The sequence below is a fragment of the Halococcus thailandensis JCM 13552 genome (assembly GCF_000336715.1).
In the GTDB taxonomy this organism is placed as follows: domain Archaea; phylum Halobacteriota; class Halobacteria; order Halobacteriales; family Halococcaceae; genus Halococcus; species Halococcus thailandensis.
Window position 1 is genome coordinate 18,007 of record NZ_AOMF01000145.1, and the last position, 17,557, is coordinate 35,563.

The following is a 17,557-nucleotide window of genomic DNA, read 5'->3' on the forward strand; positions in this document are numbered from 1 at the left end:
CGAAACGATGTCAATGCCAGCCTTTCAGCAGCACTGCGCCCACGAACCCCGCCAATCCGGCGATCGTGGCGGTGCCGAGTCTGGATACGATTCCTGTCGATGGTGCTGCCATGAGCCACGCGCCGATCGCGAGTCCCACCGCGACGGCGATCGTGCCCCGATTGTACGTATCCATAGCTGAGTCAAATCGGCTGGACCACAAATAGACACGTATCCGAAACGATCGGCCGTATCCGATTAGGTATCTCAATCTGAGAGAGCAGCCGATTCAGTCGTGGCGATTACTGACACAAATGAGAACCGCAACAGTCCACAGACCTCCCCAGCCGACTGCGCTCCTCGCTCGCGTTGCTCGCTGTGGGGCTCATCCCTCGCACAATGTTCGCGCTCGGTGCTCGCGTTGTCTGCTCACGGGCCATCGGCCCGTTCGCACGGCCAGCGGACCTTCGGTCCCGCTCGGCTCGCACACGACCGCGAGCGCGCGCCACCGCTGACCGCAACTAAAACGTCGAGTCGCAACATCTGTCGGAACGCACTCTTTTAAATACCGCCCGCGCTGCGCTGCGAGTGGCTATCATGACCGGTGAACGTTTTATTCGGGGGCTCCCCCGAAACTACCCCGCTGTCTGACACTGACGTACAGTTTCTCGATACGACGCTCCGCGACGGCGAGCAAGCCCCCGGCGTGTCGCTCACGCCGAGCGAGAAGGTCGACATCGCCCGCAAACTCGACACGGCCGGCGTCTCGACGATCGAGGCCGGCAGCGCCTGCACCGGCGCTGGCGAGCGCGAGACCATCTCGCGGGTGACGAGCGAGGGGCTCGACGCGCGGGTGACGAGCTTCTGTCGCGGCATCAGGGGCGACATCGATCTCGCGCTCGACTGCGACGTCGACGGGATCAACCTCGTCGTACCCGCCAGCGAGCGCCACATCGAACGCAAGGTCGGCACGAGCCGCGGCGGCGTCGTCGAGACCACCGTCGAGTTGGTCGAGTACGCCCGCGAGCACGGGCTCTGGGTCGAGGTGCTCGGCGAGGACGGCAGCCGGGCCGATCCCGAGTTCCTCACCGAACTCATGGGCGCGGCCGTCGACGCCGGCGCGGATCGGATCTGTTACTGTGATACCGTCGGCTACGCCACGCCCGAGCACACGGGTGCGGTGGTCTCGCGACTCGCCGAGCTCGGCCCGACGAGCACCCACACCCACGACGATCTCGGGCTGGCGGTGGCGAACGCGTTCGCGTCGATCCGGGCGGGTGCGGATCTCGTCCACGCCACGATCAACGGGATCGGCGAGCGCGCGGGCAACGTCGCGCTCGAAGAGGTCGCCATCGCGCTCGCCGAGGGCTACGACAACGAGACCGTCGACACCAGCGGGCTCTACGATCTCGGACGGACCGTCGCCGACGCGACCGGCATCGCACTCGCGCCGAACAAAGCAGTCGTGGGCGAGAACGCCTTCACCCACGAATCGGGCATCCACACCGACGGCCAGCTGAAGGACGACGCGATGTACGAACCCTACCCGCCCGAGCGGGTGGGTCGCGAACGCCGACTCGCCCTCGGCAAGCACACCGGGCGCGCGGGCGTAGCGGCGACGCTCGCCGAGCACGATGTCGACGCGAGCGACGCCGACGTCGCCGAGATCACCGATCGCGTGACCGATCTCGGCGATCAGGGCAAGCGCGTGACCGACGCGGACGTGCTCGCGCTCGCCGAGACGGTCCAGGGCCGCGAGCGCGAACGCCGGGTCGAACTCGAAGATCTCACGGCGGCCAGCGGCAACGCCACCCCGACGGCGAGCGTCAGACTTCGGGTCGACGGCGACGAACGCACCGCCAGCGGCACCGGCAGCGGGCCCGTCGACGCCGCCGTGGCGGCCGTCCGGGAGGCACTCGGTCCCGGTCGCGACGCGACGCTGGATTCCTACCACGTCGACGCGATCACCGGCGGAACCGACGCGCTCGTCACCGTCGAGGTCGAGATGAGTCGCGACGCGCAGTCGGTCTCGGTCGCCGCGAGCCACGCCGACATCACCCGGGCGAGCGTCGAGGCGATGGTCGACGCGCTCGATCGGCTGCTCGCGAACTGAGACCTGCCCTCGTTCCTCCATCAGTATCGCTACCGCAACACCCAGTAGGCTTACGACCGCGCCAGAGCGAGTCGAAGCATGCGCGAACTCGATGCGATCGAACGGGTGGGCGTCGTCGGCGCGGGAACGATGGGCAACGGCATCGCACAGGTCGCCGCGACCGCGGGCTACGCCGTCGTCATGCGCGACATCGAGACGTCGTTCGTCGAGAACGGGCTCGACGCGATCGACGACAGTCTGGATCGACTCGTCGATAGCGAGAAACTCACCGAGGACGAGGCCGGGGCGGCACGCGACCGGATCACGGGTACCACCGATCTCGACGAGCTCGCCGACTGCGATCTCGTCGTCGAGGCGGCCGTCGAGGAGATGGAGATCAAACAGGAGATCTTCGCCGATCTCGACGAAACGGTGCCGGAGGACGTCGTACTCGCGACCAACACCAGCACGCTCTCGGTCACGTCGATCGCGAGCGCGACCGAGCGCCCGGAACTCGTCGTCGGACTGCACTTCATGAACCCCGTCCCCGTCATGAAGGGCGTCGAACTGGTCGTCGGCGAACACACCGCCGACGAAACCACGGCGCTCGCCCACGACTTCGCCGCGGAACTGGGCAAAGAAACCTGGGAGTCCGACGACAAACCCGGGTTCGTCTCGAACCGCATCCTGATGCCGTGGATCAACGAGGGAATCAGGACCTTCGACGAAGGTGTGGCGACGAAGGACGACATCGATCGTGGGATGAAACTCGGCACCAACGTGCCGATGGGCCCGCTCGAACTCGCCGATCACATCGGGCTGGACATCTGTCTCGACGCCACCCGAACCCTCCACGAGGAGCTCGGCGATCGCTACACGCCGGCGTATCTCCTGAAGCGAAAGGTCGAGGCGGGCGATCTCGGCAAGAAGACGGGTGCCGGCTTCTACGACTACGACTGAGTCCGAACCGCAAGACACAGTATTCGCGCTCGAATCCGGTCGGACATGGCATTCAGCGTTCTCACGGTGCTCCGCCAGTCGCTCCGACGGCTGGCGACGGGGCCCGCGTTGCTCGTATTGGTGGCACTCGCCGTCGTCCAGGCGATCGCGGCGTTCGTCCCCGGCGAGTTCGTCCGCACCACGCCCGGCGTCATCGGTGCCGGCGGCGGTGCGATGCCGGTCGTGATCACCGGAAACCCGCTGCCGCTGCTCGCGAGCTTCGTCGTCGCCGTCGTCGGCGTCTATCTCGCGCTCGTCACCATCCGCGTCTTCGCCGGCCAGTGGGGGATCGTCGAGCGCGATCATCTCACCCATCGTGTGGGCTTCGGCGTGGCGAACCTGCTCGGCGTCTCCGTCGTGCTCGCGATCGGACTGGGCGCTGGCGCGTTCCTCGCCATCGCCCTCGGGCTCGTCGGGATCGCGCTCTGGGTCGTCCTCTTTCTCGTGCTGCTGGCGGCGTCGTTCTTCGCCCCGGCGTTCGTCGCCGTCGAGGACGACGACATCCTCACGGCGTTCCGGAAGAGCTTCGGTGTGCTGCGGCGCTCGCCGGGACGGGTCGCCGCGCTCCTGCTCGCGCTCGTCATCGTGAACGCACTGCTACAGGCGCTCGGCGGGGTCGTCACCGACGCGGTCGCCTCGGTTGGCGTCGTCGGCCCGCTCGTCGTCACGATCGTCAGCGGGCTCGGCAGCGTCTTCCTCTGGATCGCGATCGCCCGCGCCTACGACCATCTCGAACTGACGGCCGTCTGAGCGCGGCCCATTCGTCGTGATTACAGAACGGTATCGTAGACGTCGGCAAGCGAATCGACCGAGTGCTCGACGCTCATCGACTCGCGACGCGAACGACAGGTCGCCGAGAGCCCGTCGTCGGCGAGCGCGCGCCCGAGCGCGTCCCGAAACGCATCGATATCGCCTCGTTCGTAGTGATAGCCCGTCTCGCCGTCCTCGATCGTCTCGGTGAGCGCACCGCTGTCGACGCCGACGACGGGCGTCCCACAGGCCATCGCTTCGAGCGCGACCAGCCCCTCCGTTTCGATGGGGCTCGGAAAGCCGAAGACGTCGAGCGCCGAGTAGAAGGCGGGGAGCTCTTCGCGATCGAGAAAACCGAGAAAGCGGACGTCCGCGTCGCTCTCGTCGGCCTCCTCCTGAAGCGTCTTGTTCGCGGGACCGTCGCCAGCCAGCACGAACGTGGCGTCCATCCCTTCGGCGGCCGCCACGAGATCGGCGAGTTCCTTCTCGAAACCGTGTCGGCCGGTGTAGCCGACGAGCGGCCCGTCCGGGAGGTCGTGGCGGGCGCGAAAGTCAGCAGCGTCGGTCGGCGCGAACCGATCGGTGTCGACGCCGTTCGAGACGACCGACACCGGCTCGATGCCACGGTCCACGAGCGCCGTGCGGACCGTCTCGCTCGGCACGACGATATGATCGGCGCGGCCGAGAAACCAGCGTTCGTAGGCGTTTCCCACGCGAGCGACCGCGTCGAGCAGCCAGCCCTCGGCGAGATAGCCGGCGTACTCCGCCGTCGGCGTGTGGTAGGAGGCGACGAGCGGCTGGTCGATATCGCGCGCGAGGCGCAGGCCGCCGAGACCGAGCCCGAACGGCGTGTGCGCGTGGACGATATCGGCGTTCGCGACCGCATCGGGCACCGATGGCACGCCGACGTGGAAGTTCTCGTAGAACGGAAACGGGAGACTCCGGACGGGATACTCGTCCGGTGCGGGATCGTGTCCGTCGGCACCCGGATAGACGATATCCATCCGTCCGTCACGGCGCTGCCAGCGCTCGTGCCACGTCCGGATGGTGTAGGTGACGCCGTTCACCGTCGGCAGATAGGTGTCGGTGAAGGCGGCGACGTGTGGCGGCATCGTCCGTGGTTTCAGCAGCGAGGATTAATCGGTTGTGACTTCGCGATGGTTCGTCGATGACCGCTGATCGACCCGGCTTGGTCGTCGTTCTCGTCGTTTTGCAACCGGGGCAAAGAGTAATGAAAAGATGAAAACGTCAGGCTTCGACGACACCGTTCGAGTTCGTCTCGTCGTTCGTCGTCAGTTCCAACTCGACGGCGATCTCGTCGTACCAGACGCTCGGCTGCTTCGAGCGCCCGTCGTCGTCGAACTCGACGAGCCCGAGCTCTTCGAGCTCCGTCAGATTGCGATGCACCTGTCGAACGTCACGGTCGACGAGCCGGGCCGTCTCACGGATGCTCTCGGGTTGCTCGTTGGCGAGCGTTCGGAGCAGTTCGAGGTTTCGCGGGCGCGTCACGCGATGCAGGTTCTCCTCGTCGCGGTAGACGCGCTCGAAATAGGGATCGGGCGTCTCGCCACGATCCAGAACCTTCAGCGTCTCCTCGACGCGGTCGGCGTTCCCACGCCCGAAGCGAATGTGCATCGTGCGCGTCAGTTCGTCGTCGTTAGGGCCAGTGTTCGCCATGAGTGCGTACCTCCTGTTTGAATCGCCGGAAGAGCGAGGACAGCCCACGAAACTCGACGTCTTCGACCTCTTCCTCGCCGACGTGTTTGTGGTGCTTCGCCGCACCGGGGTGATCCGGGAAATTGTCGTACCGGATGATCGTTTTGCCCCCGATCTGACCGTACTGCATGGAGTAGCGCACCCCGTTGGGATAGCGATCGGAGTCGGGCACACGCCACGCGGTGACGGCAGCGAGCGTCCCGTTTTCCGGAAATCGCTCTTTCACGTCGAGGACCTGCGTCGCTCCGTCCTCCCCGTCCATCGTCCGTTGTTATAGACTACAACGAAATAAGTGTGTTGCTGTTCCCTCCAACAGACGCTGGTCGCACCGCCGAACAGCGAGTTGGACTGTTCGTTCGATGACGATGGAGATCGGCAAGGCATACATGAACAGGTCTCGCCGCTTCGACGAGTGAAGTTAGACGGTGACGTCGCGATAGATGCGCGAAAGCTCGTCACCCACCCGTTCGAGACCGTGCTCGGCCGCCGTTTCGCGCGCGTTCCGTCCCAACCGCTCGCGGAGGCCGGGATCGTCCGATAGCCGGTCGAGCGCCTCGCGGAACTCGGCGCGGCTGGAACATTTCAGACAGTCCTCGCCGTGGGTGAAGAACTCCTCGAACACTGGAATGTCGCTGAGGACTACGGCTTTCCCGCAGGCCATCGCTTCGAGCACCGCGATCCCCTGGTTCTCGTTTTTCGTCGGGAACAGGTAGACGTCGCCAGCCCCGAACGCGCCGCGCTTGTCGTCGATCCACCCGGTGAAGGTGACGTTCTGCGGTGGGTTCTGCGTCCAGCGCTTCACCACCGGGGAGGCCTGCGGGCCGGTGTCGTAGGGGCCGAACCAGGCGAAATCGTAGTCCGTGCTCTCGGCGAGCCGACAGAAATCGGTGAGGCCCTTGCGCTCGAAGACGTTGCCGAGCGCGAAGACGACCATCCCGTCGAGATCGTAGCGGTCGCGATACTCCTCGCGAAGCGCCTCGTGGCCCGCGAGCGAGTCGATATCCACGCCGTTGGTGATCGTTTCGATCGGTGCATCGACGGGATAGGCTTCGAGCACGTTCTTCGTATACGTGCTCGGACAGAGCACGAGATCGGCCTGCGAGTAGAACCACCGGAGATAGCGCTCGAGCAGCGGCGCGATCTCCGACGAAAAGCGAAACGATTCGCCGAAGTCCTCGGCGGTCATGTGGGCGTGGAGCACGAGCGGGATGTCGTTTTGATGGGCGTGGCGCGCGACCGCCAGACTGCCGGGTCCGGGCGCGTTGCAGTGGGCGAGATCGAAATCCCGAAACGCGCCGTCGCCCGCCGCGATCGAGCGAGCAGTCGAGAGGAGGTCGTCGCGCCACGGCGAGGTCACGACGTCGATATCGGTGTCGGCGAGCGCCGCGCGCTGCTGGGCGGCGGCGGTGCCCCAGCCGCTGCGCTGGAGGGGGCCTTCGAGTTCGAGGTAGTTGAGCGCGCGCACACCGAGAGCGCGTCGGCCGGGAGAAAAAGCCCACCGAAACGGAAGACAAAACGCATACCGCTCGCCGGTGAAGGTCTCATACTCCGCCATGACGCTCGCCGACGAACGCATCGATCGCCTGCACGCTCTCGCCCGAGAGGCGGCGCGTGCGGGCCACGACGACCGCGCCCGCGAGTGCGTCAGGCTCGCCCGCCGGATCGCCGAGCGCAATCGTCGGTCGCTCCCGCGGCGGTTCGAACGGTTCACCTGTGACGCCTGCGACAGCTATCTCCGACCGGGCCGGAACTGCCGAGTCCGTACGCAGGACGGCCACGTCGTGATCACCTGCGGGTGTGGCACGCAGGCGCGCTATCCGTATGAATAGTCTTACCTGCGCCGCGCGAGGACGACTGGCCATGACCGACGACCGATCGCACAGGGAGCGCGCCCACGGCGTCGACGCCACGCTGCGCGTTGGAAAGGGCGGTATCGAAAGCGTCGCCGACGAACTCGACAGCCAGCTCGACGACCGCGAGCTGGTGAAGGTGAAGTTCCTCCGGGCGGCCCGCGGCGGAACGACGACCGACGAACTCGCCAGCTCGCTCGGCGAGCGGGTCGGCGCGGAACTCGTAGAAACGCGCGGGAACACGGCGACCTATCACTGATGGCCGTCGGCTACTCCGGCTGGGTCGCCCAGCAGGTGCCGGTGGAGACGCCGAACGGCTCGAACGTCTCCGAGGTCATCTCGAACCCCGAACAGGGACCCATCGGCGAACTGCTCCACGAGTTCGGCATCCCCTACTCCGACGTTTTCGGCGCGATCATCACGTTCGTCATTGCCCTGTTCGTGCTCTATTCGCTCGGACGGGCGACGATCGTCCCGTTCGTGAGTCGGCTGTTGAACCGCCGCGATCTGGACAAACACGAGAAGACGCCGCTGCTCCGGCTGACGAAGCTGGTCATGGGCTTTCTCGCGCTCGCCGCATCACTGAACATCGCGGGCTACGGGCAGCTACTCACCTCGCTCGCGGCCATCGGTGCCGCGGCGACGCTCGCGATCGGTCTCGCGCTGCAGGACAGCCTCTCGAACTTCGTCGCCGGCATGTTCATCTACATCGATCGGCCGTTCCGCATCGGCGACTGGATCGAGTGGGACGAGGGCACCTACGCCGGCATCGTCGAAGACATCACCTTCCGGGTGACGCGAGTGCGCACCTTCGACAACGAACTGCTCACGGTGCCGAACTCGGTACTCACCGACGACGTCATCAAGAACCCCGTCGCGAAGGACGAGCTCCGCTTGCAGTTCAACTTCGGCATCGGCTACGACGACGACATCGAGGAGGCGACCGACATCATCCTCGAAGAGGCCGAAAAACACGAGGATATCCTCGACGACCCCGCACCGACGGTACGGATGACCGAATCGTCGGAATCCGACCGTGGCGCGCTCGCCGACTCGTACGTCGGACTGACCTCGCGCTACTGGATCGCCGACCCGAACCGGGGCGACTACCTGAAAACGCGCGGTGAGTACGTGACGGCCGTCAAGAACCGCTTCGACGCCGCGGGGATCGACATGCCCGACCCGCAGATCGATCTCGCGGGGCAGTACGGCCAGAACCCGGCGGTCAGGATCGATTCGGTCGATCGATAGTCGGCGAGACGGTCGGCAACGAACGGTTCGTACTGGGCTCAGTCGTCGGCGAGTGCGTCGGTCTCGCCCTCGACGGTCGGCGCGGCCGTGATCTCGTAGAGGTTTTGACGGGCGTCGGCGAAGTAGACGTCCTCGTCGATGACCTCGATCTCCTCCAGCCGTTCGAGCGCGTAGCGGACCGTTCGTGCCGACAGCATCGACTCCTCGACGATCCCCTTCTGGGTGAGCGTGCCGTTGTATTCGAGCACCTTGAACACGAGTTTCGCGCTCGGCGGCAGGTCCACGAGGCGCTCTTCGTCGGAGTCACTCATCGTCCGAGTAGATGTGCGCGAGGGGCATAAAACCGTGGTCTGCCCCTGCACGCTCGGCCGTCTGTGGGCGTGTCGGGACGGCGGCAGGCGGGCGTCCGAGCGGTCAGCGAGGCGGGGCCAGCGCCGAGAGCGAACGGCTTTTGAGCGCGTGGTCGGTAGCGTTCGTATGGCGACCGAGACAGCCGACGCGCGGGCCGACCATCTCCGGAGTCTGACGGTCTCCTCGGTCACGTCGCTTTCGGGCATTGCGGCCGGGCTCATCTCCGCAGTGGTCGCGAGCGGGGCGACCGACACCGCCGGCCTCTACCCGCTCGCCGGCGCGATCCTCGTCCAGCTGCCGCTCCTCGGGCTGCTGGGGGTCGACGTCGACGACTTCTCGATCAAGGACAACGTCTACATCGCGTTCATGACGTTCGCGCTCTGGTTCGTGACCTGGACGATCCTCCTCACCACCGGCACCACTTTCTGATGGCCGACGATTCCATCGCGGTCGTCGATCTCGACCGCTGTCAACCCGATCGCTGTAACTACGAGTGTGCGAACTTCTGCCCGCCCAATCGGACGGGCGAGGAATGCATCGTCACTCGCGAGGAGCGCTACGACGACGACCGCTACGACGGCGATCCGGACCAGATCTCGATCTCCGAGGAGCTCTGTCTGGGCGAGACCTGCGGTATCTGCGTCGAGAAATGTCCGTTCGACGCCATCGAGATCATCAACCTCCCGCAGGAGCTCGACGAGGAACCCGTCCACCGCTACGGCGAGAACGCCTTCTCGCTCTACGGCCTCCCGGCACCGGAAGCCGGGAAGGTGACGGGCATCCTCGGCCCGAACGGCATCGGCAAGACGACCGCCGTCAGGATCCTCGCCAACGAGATCACGCCGAACCTCGGCGACTGGGACGGCGCGGCCGGCTGGGAACCCGTGCTCGACGAGTTCCGCGGCACGGAGCTTCAGAGCTTCCTCGAAGGGCTCCAGGAGGAGGCGATCACGGTCGCACGAAAGCCCCAGTACGTCGACCAGATCCCGAAACGGTTCGACGGCAATACCCGAGAACTGCTCGCCCAGACCGACGAGCGCGGCGTGCTCGACGAACTGATCGAGCGGCTCTCGATCGGCCCGGTGATGGACCAGCCGATCGACTCGATCTCCGGCGGCGAGCTCCAGCGCGTGGCGCTGGCGGCGACGCTCGCCCGCGACGCCGACTTCTACTTCCTCGACGAGATCACGCCCTACCTCGACATCGGCCAGCGCATGACCGCCGCACGGCTCATCGGCGAGCTCACGGGCGACGACCGCTCGATGCTCGTCGTCGAACACGATCTGGCGATCCTCGATCTGCTCGCCGACAGCCTCCACGTCGCCTACGGCGAACCCGGCGCGTACGGCGTGATCACGCCGCCGAAATCGGTCAAAAACGGCATCAACGAGTATCTCTCGGGCTATCTCGAAAACGAGAACATGCGTATCCGGCCGAACGCCATCGAGTTCGAGGAACACGCCCCGCGGAGCGTCTCCGCGGGCGACGCGCTCGTCGAGTATCCCGCCATCGAGAAGTCCTACGGCGACGGCGAGTTTTCCTTGACTGTGGAGGGCGGCACCATCCACGAGAACGAGGTGCTCGGCGTCGTCGGCCCGAACGGCATCGGGAAGTCGACGTTCGCCGAACTACTGGCGGGCAATCTCGACCCCGATTCCGGCAGTCTCGACGCGAACCTCGACGTCTCGTACAAACCCCAGTACATCGAGATCGACCAGCCGATGCGCGTCGACGCGTTCCTCTCGTCAATCACGAACGATTTCGGTTCGTCGTACTGGGACACCGAGATCGCCCAGCCGCTCCAGCTCGATTCGGTGATGGAACAGAACCTGACCGATCTCTCGGGCGGCGAGCGCCAGCGCGTCGCCATCGCAGCCTGTCTCTCCGAGGACGCCGACCTCTACGTGCTCGACGAGCCATCGGCCCACATCGACGTCGAACAGCGCGTCCGGGCCACCACGGCGATCCGCCGGTACGCCGAGAACCACGACGCGACGGCGCTGGTCATCGATCACGATACGTACATGATCGACCTGCTCGCCGACCGCCTGCTGGTGTTCGACGGCGAACCAGCCCGCTCGGGCCACGCGAGCCCGCCCGTCGGCATGCGCGAGGGGATGAACCGCTTCCTCGCGGATCTCGACGTGACCTTCCGCCGCGACGAGCGCGTCGGTCGGCCCCGCATCAACAAACCCGGCAGCCAGCTCGATCGCGAGCAGAAGCGCGCCGGCGAATACTACTACACGGCCTGACGTGCGACCCTTCTCACGGCTCCGCAGGCGACTCGAAACCCCCTCGAAGCGACGCGCCGCGGCTCTCGCCGCGCTCAGTCTGGTGCTGGTCACGCTCGCGCTCGTCGGGTTCGTGAGCGCGAACGAGTCGACGGTGACGATCGACGAGCACCCGCCGGAGCGGAACACGCTCGTCGGGCTGCAGGGCTATCACGACGAGGGACGGGCACTGGAACTCGCACCCAACGGGACCGTCGTCTGGGAGTACGCGGCCGTCGAGAACGTCTTCGACGTCGAGGCGCTCGGACCGGATCGCGTGCAGATCGCCGGTGCGGACGCCGTCCCGGACGAGCAGTGTCCCGCACGCTATCGGGACGACGGCACCCGGGGCTGTGTCCACAACACCGTCCGCATCGTGAACCAGGCAACCAACGAGACGGGGTGGCAATACGGCTGGTACGACGTCGAACGTCACGAACACGAACTCCACGACGTCGATCGGTACACGACCGACGGCGAGGCACGCTGGGTGCTCGCCGACATGGGCAACGACCGCGTGTTCGCCATCGACCGCGACGGGACGATCCAGTGGCAGTGGAACGCGAATTCGACCTACGATCCACCCGCCGACGTGGGACCGGAGGACGACTGGACGCATCTGAACGACGTCGACAGAGTCGGTGAGGGACGATTTCAGGTGAGTCTGCGGAACTTCGATACGGTCGTCGAGTTACGCGTCGCGAACGACAGCATAGCGGTCGAGCCGCTCGTCGGCCCGAACCGCTTCACGCCGAACGGCAGCGCGGGATCGCTGTTCGCCCAGCACAACCCCGACCGCCTCGCCGACGACCATCTCCTCGTTGCGGATTCGGAGAGCGATCGCATCGTGGAGTTCGAGAACGGTACCCCGGTATGGACGGCCGGCGGGAGCGCCCGCCTCGACTGGCCACGGGACGCCGACCGCCTCACGACCGGCAACACGCTCGTCGTCGATTCGTACAACGACCGCATCGTCGAACTCGACGGCTCGGGCGAAGCTGTCTGGGCGGTCGAGACCGGACGACTTCCCTACGACGCCGATCGGATTCCTCAAGATGAATCGGGCGAGGGCAGTCGCAGCGAACCGACCGCCGACGCGCAAAGGTTCGATTCAGGAACGAACGAGACGAGTTCCCTGCGCGATACGGTCGCCTACGGGCTGACGCTGCTTCGCTACTCGATCCCGAACTGGGTCGACACGTGGGGGCTGCTCGTCGGCGGACTGCTCTGTGGCTTTGGTGCGGTCGTCGAAGGTCGGCGACTGGGTAGGTAGCGCTGGGCGCGCTGGACGATGCAAATCTCGGGCAGCCGGATCAGACGAGCGTCGAACAGTCGGCGCAGAGCTGCTGGTTCTTGACGTCGACCTCGCGCACGGTCGGCGAGAAGTTCATCACGCAGCGCTCGTCGTCGCAGTGTTCGAGGCCGAGGGTGTGGCCGATCTCGTGGACGACCTCCTTGCGGACGCGCTCGGAGAACACGTCGTGCTCGGAGCGGTCGAGGCTGCCGCCGTCGGCGGCGGTCTGGAGGCGATAGGTCGAGACGACGCTGCCGTTGCCGGAGAGGTAGGCCAGCCCGAAGACGTAGTTGCGGCGGCGGTAGAAGAGATCCTCGGTCGTGAGGGCGATGTTCTTCTCCGCGGAGCCGACGTGGCCGGCGAGCTCGATGAACGCCTCGGCGCGGTACTGGCCGCGACCCTCGTCGTAGGCGTCGTCCGGGAGCGCACTGGCATCGTGGAGCATGACGTCGCAGTCGTAGACCGATCGCAGTCCGGCCGAGGCCGCCCGCTTGATCGGAGCGGGGACGTCGCCGACCGGCACGATGTCGACATGCATGCGAAGGGGTTAGGACGCCCCAATCATAAACGTCCCGACGTGAACCCCCGAAATCGGCCCCCGAGCGTGGCCCGTGCGGACGCGCTCGCCGATCGCCTCGCCGACTTCGCCTCGCCCGTCGAGGTCGGCATCGGCGCACGGACCGATGTCGCCGCCCGTCTCGCCGACGAGACAGCCGTGACGGCGACCGACGTTCGCCCCTGCACCGTACCCGATGACGTCACCTTCGTCCAGGACGATATCACCGATCCCGCGATGGACGTCTACGCCGACGCCGACGCACTCTACGCGCTGAACCTCCCGCGGGAGCTCCACCGTCCGACACGGGCGGTCGCACGCGCGGTCGGGGCCGTGTTTCGATTCACGACCCTCGGGAGCGAGTTCCCCGCCGTGACGACCGAAGCGGAAACGCTGCCGGCCGGCGAAACGCTCTTTCGCGCCACGGATCGAGGAGGCGAACCCGCGTGACGGACGCGGTCGTGCTCGACATCGACGGCGTGCTCGTCGACGTCGCCGACTCCTACCGGCGGGCGATCGTCGAAACCCTCGAAACGGTCCACGAGGGAGCGCTGGATCGGAGTGACATACAGTTGTTCAAGGAGGCCGGCGGGTTCAACGACGACTGGGAGCTCACGAGCGCGGCGGCACTGTATCTGCTCGCCAGGGGCGAAGGGCTCGATCACACTGTCGAGCGGTTCACCGACGAGATCACGGCGACCGGCGGCGGGCTCGCCGGAGCCGAAACGGTCGTCAGAAACGCGCTCGCACCCGACGAGTTCGAACGCGCGTTCGCGGCCTGGGACCGCGAGCGACTGCGCGACGTCTTTCAGCAGCGCTATCTCGGTGCCGACCTGTACGCGGATCTCGAAGATGGCGAGCCCGATCCCGCCATCGCGGGCGACGGCTTCATTCATGACGAGCAAGTGCTCGCCGACCGATCGACGCTCGATTTCCTCGTCGAGAATCACTCCATCGGCGTCGTGACCGGCCGGCCGGCCGCCGAGGCCGACATCGCCCTCTCGCGAGTGGGGCTCGACGTCCCCGACGAGCATCGGTTCACAATGGACAGCCCCGTTCCGGGCAAGCCCGATCCGGCGGCGCTCGTGACGCTCGCCGACCGCCTCGACGCGACGAGCGTCGTCTTCGCCGGCGACACGCTCGACGACGTTCGCACGGCGCGCAACGCCGCCGACGCCGATCCCGACCGCGAGTATCGCGGGATCGGGGTCCTCACCGGCGGTCTCGGTGGCGACGACGGCCGCGAGAAGTTCGCCAGTGTCGGCGCGGACGCAGTGCTCGACGACGTCAACGCCCTCCCCGAAACCCTGGCCGACGAGTGACGGGACACGAACGTTTATTCGACGTTCGGACGAGCATCGGGTATGCGCATCGCACTCTGTGGCGGCACGGGCGATATCGGGCGAGGGCTCGCCCTCCGGCTGACCCGCGACACCGATCACGAGGTCGTCGTCGGCTCGCGCGATCCCGAGAAGGCCCGCGAGCACGCGGCCGAGTACGAGGACGAACTCGGTCGTCACGACGTCGAGAGTGAGATCAACGGGTTCGACAACGCGATGGCCGCCGATCGCGCCGACGTCGTCGTCCTCTGCGTGCCGGCCTACCACCTTTCGGATACGATCGATACGATCGAGGACAATCTCGACGACACAGTGCTCGTGAGCCCCGCCGTCGGCATGCGCCGCGAGGAGGGCACGATGAACTACAACCCACCCAGCGCGGGCAGCGTGACCGCGCTCGCCGCCGCGGCCGCCCCCGACGACACGCCCGTGGTCGGAGCCTTCCACAACCTCGCGGCCGGCCGCCTCGCTGACCTCGACGCCTCTCTCGACTGGGACGTGCTCGTCGTCGGCGACAATGCCGACGCGAAGGCCACCATCGAACGCCTCGCCGACGGCATCGACGGCATCCGCGCGCTCGACGCCGGCCCGCTCGCGGCCGCCAGCGAGGTCGAGAGTCTGACGCCGCTGCTCATCAACGTCGCGACGAACAACGATTCCCTCGCCGATCTCGGCGTATCCTTCAAGTGAAGGGCCTCCACTTTTTTACGACTCGGGTTCGCCTCCGGCGAACACTCGTCGCAAAAACCTGGACTAAAAACTCCTGCTCACTCGCTCCGCTCGTTCGCAGTGTTCTCGTGAACGACCGTAGGGAGTGAACGAGAGCCAGAGAGACGCTTCGCGTCTCTCGTGAACCGCGCTCGCTGCTCACGGCTCACTGCGTTCTCCGTTCGCTTTCGAGGTTCTCCCTTCGGTCGAACCTCGCTACACTCGCGCGGACACGCCGTTTCCGCACAGCACCGCAGAAGCCCTCAGCCGCTCGTTCCACTCGCGGCTTCGCCCTTCATCCACCAGGCAAGCGTCCATTCCTGTGTCTGTGCTCGCCCCCGCGACCGCAGACCGCAAACCGCGCCGCACCGCGGCCAGCGGCCGCCGACTTCCAACCGACCGGACGACTTTTTGCACACTGCGCCGACGTGCGCGACATGGACGCACTGCTCCATCTGGGGTTCAGTCACGCACAGCCGATCGTGCTCGTCGTCGCCGCGATCGCCACCTTCGCCATCGGCCTCTGGATCGGAATGCGCCGCCAAACCGACGACCGTACGAGCACGCACTTCGACGAGGAGAGCGACCAGTAGATCAGACCCGTTCGGGCCGCCAGCCGCCGTCGACCGCGACGTTCTGACCGCTTAGATAATCGCTGTCCTCGTCGAGGAAGAACCGCATCGCCTGCGCCATGTCGTCGAAGTTCGCCGGCCGTCCGCGCGGGAGGTCGTCGGGAAACACCTCCGAATTCTCGACGACGTACGGCGAGACCGCGTTCACCGTGATCCCGTCGTCCTGCGTGTCGGCCGCGAGCATCCGCGTGAACATTATCACCCCGGCTTTGGCGACGAAGTAGGGGAAGTTCTTCGGGCTGACGAGCAGGCGATCGGCGCTCGCGTAGCCGACGTTGACGATGCGCCCCCACTCGCGTTCACGCATACCCGGCAGCGCGCGCTTCGAACAGAGGTAGGTTCCATTCAGATTGGTTTCGAGCACACGATTCCACGTCCCGAAGGAGATCTCCTCCCAGTGACTGGGCGCGAACGCGCCGACGTTGTTCACGAGGATATCGACGTCACCCAGCTCGTCTTCCACTGCATCGAACAGCTCGTCGACCGCGACGGGATCGGTCACGTCGCCCTGGACGATCGTGACCTCGACGCCCAGTTCGGCGGCCTGCTCGGCGACCGACTGCGCTTCCTCGTCGCTCGTATTGTAGTGGACGGCGACCGACGCGCCACAGTCGGCCAGCGAAAGTAGGAGTTCGCGACCGACGCCCTTCGCGCTGCCCGTCACCAGCGCCGTCCGCCCCGAGAGATCCGGTGTTATCACGCGCTCGCTTCGCATCCCGGGGATTTAGCATCGCCGCCCGCGGCGCGCGCGAATCAGGGCGACTAAGCCGACGGCCACAGTTGTGCGTGTATGGCGACCTACGCCGGCGTCGACCTCGGCGGGACGAACGTCCGGGCGGTCGTCGGCGACGCCGACGGCAACGTACTGGGTAGTCACCGGCAGGCAGCCCCGCGCGGCCCGAACGGACTGGCCGTCACCGAGGCGATCCTGGACTGCCTCCGCGAGGCGTCGGCGGCGGCAGGCGTCGAGCCCTCCGAGACGACTGCGGCCGCCATCGCCGCCGCCGGACGGCTCGACCTCACCGAAGGACTGGTCGAACCGACGAACATTCCCGTCGGCGAGGTGCCGCTGCGCGGACCCGTCTCGAATCTCCTCGAAACCGACGAGATCCGTCTCCACAAGGACGTCGCCGCCGGCGTCATCGGCGAGCGCTATCACGCCGAACGCAACCCCGACGACATGGCCTACCTCACGATCTCGTCGGGCATCGGCGCGGGCATCGCCGTCGACGGCTCGATCCTCTCGGGCTGGGACGGCAACGCCGGCGAGGTCGGCCATCTGACGGTCGATCCGGCCGGCGAGATGACCTGTGGCTGCGGCCACGACGGCCACTGGGAGGCCTACTGCTCGGGCGCGAACATCCCCGCCTACGCCCGCCGCCTCTGGACGACAGCCGACCGCCCCGCCACCGCCGTCCCGATCGAGAGCGATGGGTTCGACGCCGCCGACGTGTTCGCCCACGCCGAGGGCGACTCGTTCGCCGAGCACGTCGTCGAGCGCCTCGCCGACTGGAACGCGCTCGGGGTGGCGAACCTCGTCCACGCCTACGCGCCGCTGGTGATCTCGATCGGCGGCGCGGTCGCGCTCAACAACGAGACGCTCGTCGTCGATCCGATCCGCGAGCGACTCGACGGGCTGGTGATGACGAACGTCCCCGAGATCCGCCTCACCGAGTTCGGCGACGACGTGGTCGTCCAGGGGGCGCTCGCGAGCGCGCTCACCGGCGGCACCGGCGACATCGACCGCCACGAGTGAGTCTCTGCGGTTC

The 17,557-nt window shown here is 66.6% G+C and carries 22 protein-coding genes; 14 read left to right on the forward strand and 8 right to left on the reverse strand.

Annotation, left to right across the window (positions count from 1 at the left end):
- Positions 1–10: 10 nt before the first annotated feature.
- A complete protein-coding gene (locus C451_RS22590; protein WP_161605852.1) occupies positions 11–175 on the reverse strand; it encodes a hypothetical protein in 165 nt (54 codons plus the stop codon).
- A 408-nt stretch (positions 176–583) separates the two neighbouring features.
- Between C451_RS22590 and C451_RS06875 the strand changes: the two genes are divergently transcribed.
- The 3 genes from C451_RS06875 (at position 584) to C451_RS06885 (ending at position 3,820) form a co-directional block, all read left to right on the forward strand.
- Positions 584–2,092 (forward strand): 2-isopropylmalate synthase, encoded by a 1,509-nt coding sequence (locus C451_RS06875; protein WP_007739143.1) that lies wholly within the window; start codon positions 584–586, stop codon positions 2,090–2,092.
- Between the two features lie 78 nt (positions 2,093–2,170).
- A complete protein-coding gene (locus tag C451_RS06880; RefSeq protein ID WP_007739145.1) occupies positions 2,171–3,031 on the forward strand; it encodes a 3-hydroxyacyl-CoA dehydrogenase family protein in 861 nt (286 codons plus the stop codon).
- Positions 3,032–3,076: 45 nt separating this feature from the next.
- Positions 3,077–3,820 carry a hypothetical protein gene (locus C451_RS06885; RefSeq protein WP_007739146.1) on the forward strand — a complete coding sequence of 248 codons (744 nt, stop codon included), beginning with the start codon at positions 3,077–3,079 and terminating at the stop codon, positions 3,818–3,820.
- Positions 3,821–3,840: 20 nt separating this feature from the next.
- On the opposite strand, the gene C451_RS06890 is transcribed toward C451_RS06885, so the two are convergent.
- The 4 genes from C451_RS06890 to C451_RS06905 form a co-directional block, all read right to left on the reverse strand.
- Positions 3,841–4,932 carry a glycosyltransferase gene (locus C451_RS06890; protein ID WP_007739147.1) on the reverse strand — a complete coding sequence of 364 codons (1,092 nt, stop codon included), beginning with the start codon at positions 4,930–4,932 and terminating at the stop codon, positions 3,841–3,843.
- Positions 4,933–5,068: 136 nt separating this feature from the next.
- Positions 5,069–5,497, reverse strand: a complete 429-nt coding sequence (locus tag C451_RS06895; protein WP_007739148.1) for an HVO_A0114 family putative DNA-binding protein — start codon at positions 5,495–5,497, stop codon at positions 5,069–5,071.
- Positions 5,478–5,798: a toxin-antitoxin system TumE family protein gene (locus C451_RS06900; protein ID WP_007739152.1), complete on the reverse strand. Its 321-nt coding sequence runs from the start codon at positions 5,796–5,798 to the stop codon at positions 5,478–5,480. Before C451_RS06900 ends, C451_RS06895 begins: the two co-directional genes overlap by 20 nt.
- 156 nt (positions 5,799–5,954) lie before the next feature.
- On the reverse strand, positions 5,955–7,001 hold the full coding sequence (locus tag C451_RS06905; protein WP_049913032.1) for a glycosyltransferase family 4 protein: 1,047 nt from the start codon (positions 6,999–7,001) through the stop codon (positions 5,955–5,957).
- 88 nt (positions 7,002–7,089) lie between these two features.
- On the opposite strand from C451_RS06905, the gene C451_RS06910 reads away from it, so the two are divergent.
- From C451_RS06910 to C451_RS06920, 3 genes are read left to right on the forward strand one after another with little or no spacing between them, the layout of a single operon-like run.
- Positions 7,090–7,365 (forward strand): ribonuclease P protein component 4, encoded by a 276-nt coding sequence (locus C451_RS06910; protein ID WP_007739155.1) that lies wholly within the window; start codon positions 7,090–7,092, stop codon positions 7,363–7,365.
- Positions 7,366–7,396: 31 nt separating this feature from the next.
- Positions 7,397–7,645 (forward strand): YhbY family RNA-binding protein, encoded by a 249-nt coding sequence (locus C451_RS06915; protein ID WP_007739157.1) that lies wholly within the window; start codon positions 7,397–7,399, stop codon positions 7,643–7,645.
- Complete coding sequence (locus tag C451_RS06920) at positions 7,645–8,637, forward strand: mechanosensitive ion channel family protein (RefSeq protein ID WP_007739159.1); 993 nt, start codon at positions 7,645–7,647, stop codon at positions 8,635–8,637. The genes C451_RS06915 and C451_RS06920 overlap by 1 nt, the downstream gene beginning before the upstream one ends.
- A gap of 38 nt (positions 8,638–8,675) precedes the next feature.
- Here C451_RS06920 and C451_RS06925 read toward each other — a convergent pair whose 3' ends face one another.
- Positions 8,676–8,948: a winged helix-turn-helix domain-containing protein gene (locus C451_RS06925; protein ID WP_004051487.1), complete on the reverse strand. Its 273-nt coding sequence runs from the start codon at positions 8,946–8,948 to the stop codon at positions 8,676–8,678.
- Between the two features lie 166 nt (positions 8,949–9,114).
- Here C451_RS06925 and C451_RS06930 point away from each other — a divergent pair, with 166 nt between their 5' ends.
- From C451_RS06930 to C451_RS06940, 3 genes are read left to right on the forward strand one after another with little or no spacing between them, the layout of a single operon-like run.
- Positions 9,115–9,417 (forward strand): EMC6-like membrane protein, encoded by a 303-nt coding sequence (locus tag C451_RS06930; RefSeq protein WP_007739167.1) that lies wholly within the window; start codon positions 9,115–9,117, stop codon positions 9,415–9,417.
- On the forward strand, positions 9,417–11,240 hold the full coding sequence (locus C451_RS06935; protein ID WP_007739168.1) for a ribosome biogenesis/translation initiation ATPase RLI: 1,824 nt from the start codon (positions 9,417–9,419) through the stop codon (positions 11,238–11,240). Before C451_RS06930 ends, C451_RS06935 begins: the two co-directional genes overlap by 1 nt.
- A gap of 1 nt (position 11,241) precedes the next feature.
- On the forward strand, positions 11,242–12,531 hold the full coding sequence (locus tag C451_RS06940; protein ID WP_007739173.1) for a hypothetical protein: 1,290 nt from the start codon (positions 11,242–11,244) through the stop codon (positions 12,529–12,531).
- Positions 12,532–12,571: 40 nt separating this feature from the next.
- Here the strand turns inward: C451_RS06940 and C451_RS06945 are convergent, their stop codons facing one another.
- Entirely contained in the window at positions 12,572–13,090 is a 519-nt protein-coding gene (locus C451_RS06945) for an archaemetzincin family Zn-dependent metalloprotease (protein ID WP_007739174.1), read from the reverse strand.
- A gap of 66 nt (positions 13,091–13,156) precedes the next feature.
- Between C451_RS06945 and C451_RS06950 the strand changes: the two genes are divergently transcribed.
- From C451_RS06950 to C451_RS22595, 4 genes are all read left to right on the forward strand, one after another.
- Positions 13,157–13,558: a UPF0146 family protein gene (locus tag C451_RS06950; RefSeq protein WP_007739177.1), complete on the forward strand. Its 402-nt coding sequence runs from the start codon at positions 13,157–13,159 to the stop codon at positions 13,556–13,558.
- Positions 13,555–14,430, forward strand: coding sequence for a TIGR01548 family HAD-type hydrolase (locus C451_RS06955; protein ID WP_007739181.1), 876 nt, complete (start codon positions 13,555–13,557; stop codon positions 14,428–14,430). The genes C451_RS06950 and C451_RS06955 overlap by 4 nt, the downstream gene beginning before the upstream one ends.
- 42 nt (positions 14,431–14,472) lie before the next feature.
- On the forward strand, positions 14,473–15,138 hold the full coding sequence (gene npdG, locus C451_RS06960) for an NADPH-dependent F420 reductase (RefSeq protein ID WP_007739183.1): 666 nt from the start codon (positions 14,473–14,475) through the stop codon (positions 15,136–15,138).
- A gap of 455 nt (positions 15,139–15,593) precedes the next feature.
- Entirely contained in the window at positions 15,594–15,749 is a 156-nt protein-coding gene (locus C451_RS22595) for a hypothetical protein (RefSeq protein WP_161605853.1), read from the forward strand.
- A 1-nt stretch (position 15,750) separates the two neighbouring features.
- Here the strand turns inward: C451_RS22595 and C451_RS06965 are convergent, their stop codons facing one another.
- Positions 15,751–16,503, reverse strand: a complete 753-nt coding sequence (locus tag C451_RS06965; RefSeq protein WP_007739184.1) for an SDR family NAD(P)-dependent oxidoreductase — start codon at positions 16,501–16,503, stop codon at positions 15,751–15,753.
- Between the two features lie 75 nt (positions 16,504–16,578).
- Between C451_RS06965 and C451_RS06970 the strand changes: the two genes are divergently transcribed.
- Entirely contained in the window at positions 16,579–17,544 is a 966-nt protein-coding gene (locus tag C451_RS06970) for an ROK family protein (protein WP_007739185.1), read from the forward strand.
- The last annotated feature ends 13 nt before the right edge of the window (positions 17,545–17,557 follow it).

Excerpts from the sequence above, each read along its gene's own strand:
- C451_RS22590 (WP_161605852.1), bottom strand. The coding sequence starts at position 175 with ATGGATACGTACAATCGGGGCACGATCGCCGTCGCGGTGGGACTCGCG.
- C451_RS06880 (WP_007739145.1), top strand. The coding sequence starts at position 2,171 with ATGCGCGAACTCGATGCGATCGAACGGGTGGGCGTCGTCGGCGCGGGA.
- C451_RS06885 (WP_007739146.1), top strand. The coding sequence starts at position 3,077 with ATGGCATTCAGCGTTCTCACGGTGCTCCGCCAGTCGCTCCGACGGCTG.
- C451_RS06890 (WP_007739147.1), bottom strand. The coding sequence starts at position 4,932 with ATGCCGCCACACGTCGCCGCCTTCACCGACACCTATCTGCCGACGGTG.
- C451_RS06895 (WP_007739148.1), bottom strand. The coding sequence starts at position 5,497 with ATGGCGAACACTGGCCCTAACGACGACGAACTGACGCGCACGATGCAC.
- C451_RS06900 (WP_007739152.1), bottom strand. The coding sequence starts at position 5,798 with ATGGACGGGGAGGACGGAGCGACGCAGGTCCTCGACGTGAAAGAGCGA.
- C451_RS06910 (WP_007739155.1), top strand. The coding sequence starts at position 7,090 with ATGACGCTCGCCGACGAACGCATCGATCGCCTGCACGCTCTCGCCCGA.
- C451_RS06915 (WP_007739157.1), top strand. The coding sequence starts at position 7,397 with ATGACCGACGACCGATCGCACAGGGAGCGCGCCCACGGCGTCGACGCC.
- C451_RS06920 (WP_007739159.1), top strand. The coding sequence starts at position 7,645 with ATGGCCGTCGGCTACTCCGGCTGGGTCGCCCAGCAGGTGCCGGTGGAG.
- C451_RS06925 (WP_004051487.1), bottom strand. The coding sequence starts at position 8,948 with ATGAGTGACTCCGACGAAGAGCGCCTCGTGGACCTGCCGCCGAGCGCG.
- C451_RS06930 (WP_007739167.1), top strand. The coding sequence starts at position 9,115 with ATGGCGACCGAGACAGCCGACGCGCGGGCCGACCATCTCCGGAGTCTG.
- C451_RS06935 (WP_007739168.1), top strand. The coding sequence starts at position 9,417 with ATGGCCGACGATTCCATCGCGGTCGTCGATCTCGACCGCTGTCAACCC.
- C451_RS06945 (WP_007739174.1), bottom strand. The coding sequence starts at position 13,090 with ATGCATGTCGACATCGTGCCGGTCGGCGACGTCCCCGCTCCGATCAAG.
- npdG (WP_007739183.1), top strand. The coding sequence starts at position 14,473 with ATGCGCATCGCACTCTGTGGCGGCACGGGCGATATCGGGCGAGGGCTC.
- C451_RS22595 (WP_161605853.1), top strand. The coding sequence starts at position 15,594 with ATGGACGCACTGCTCCATCTGGGGTTCAGTCACGCACAGCCGATCGTG.
- C451_RS06965 (WP_007739184.1), bottom strand. The coding sequence starts at position 16,503 with ATGCGAAGCGAGCGCGTGATAACACCGGATCTCTCGGGGCGGACGGCG.
- C451_RS06970 (WP_007739185.1), top strand. The coding sequence starts at position 16,579 with ATGGCGACCTACGCCGGCGTCGACCTCGGCGGGACGAACGTCCGGGCG.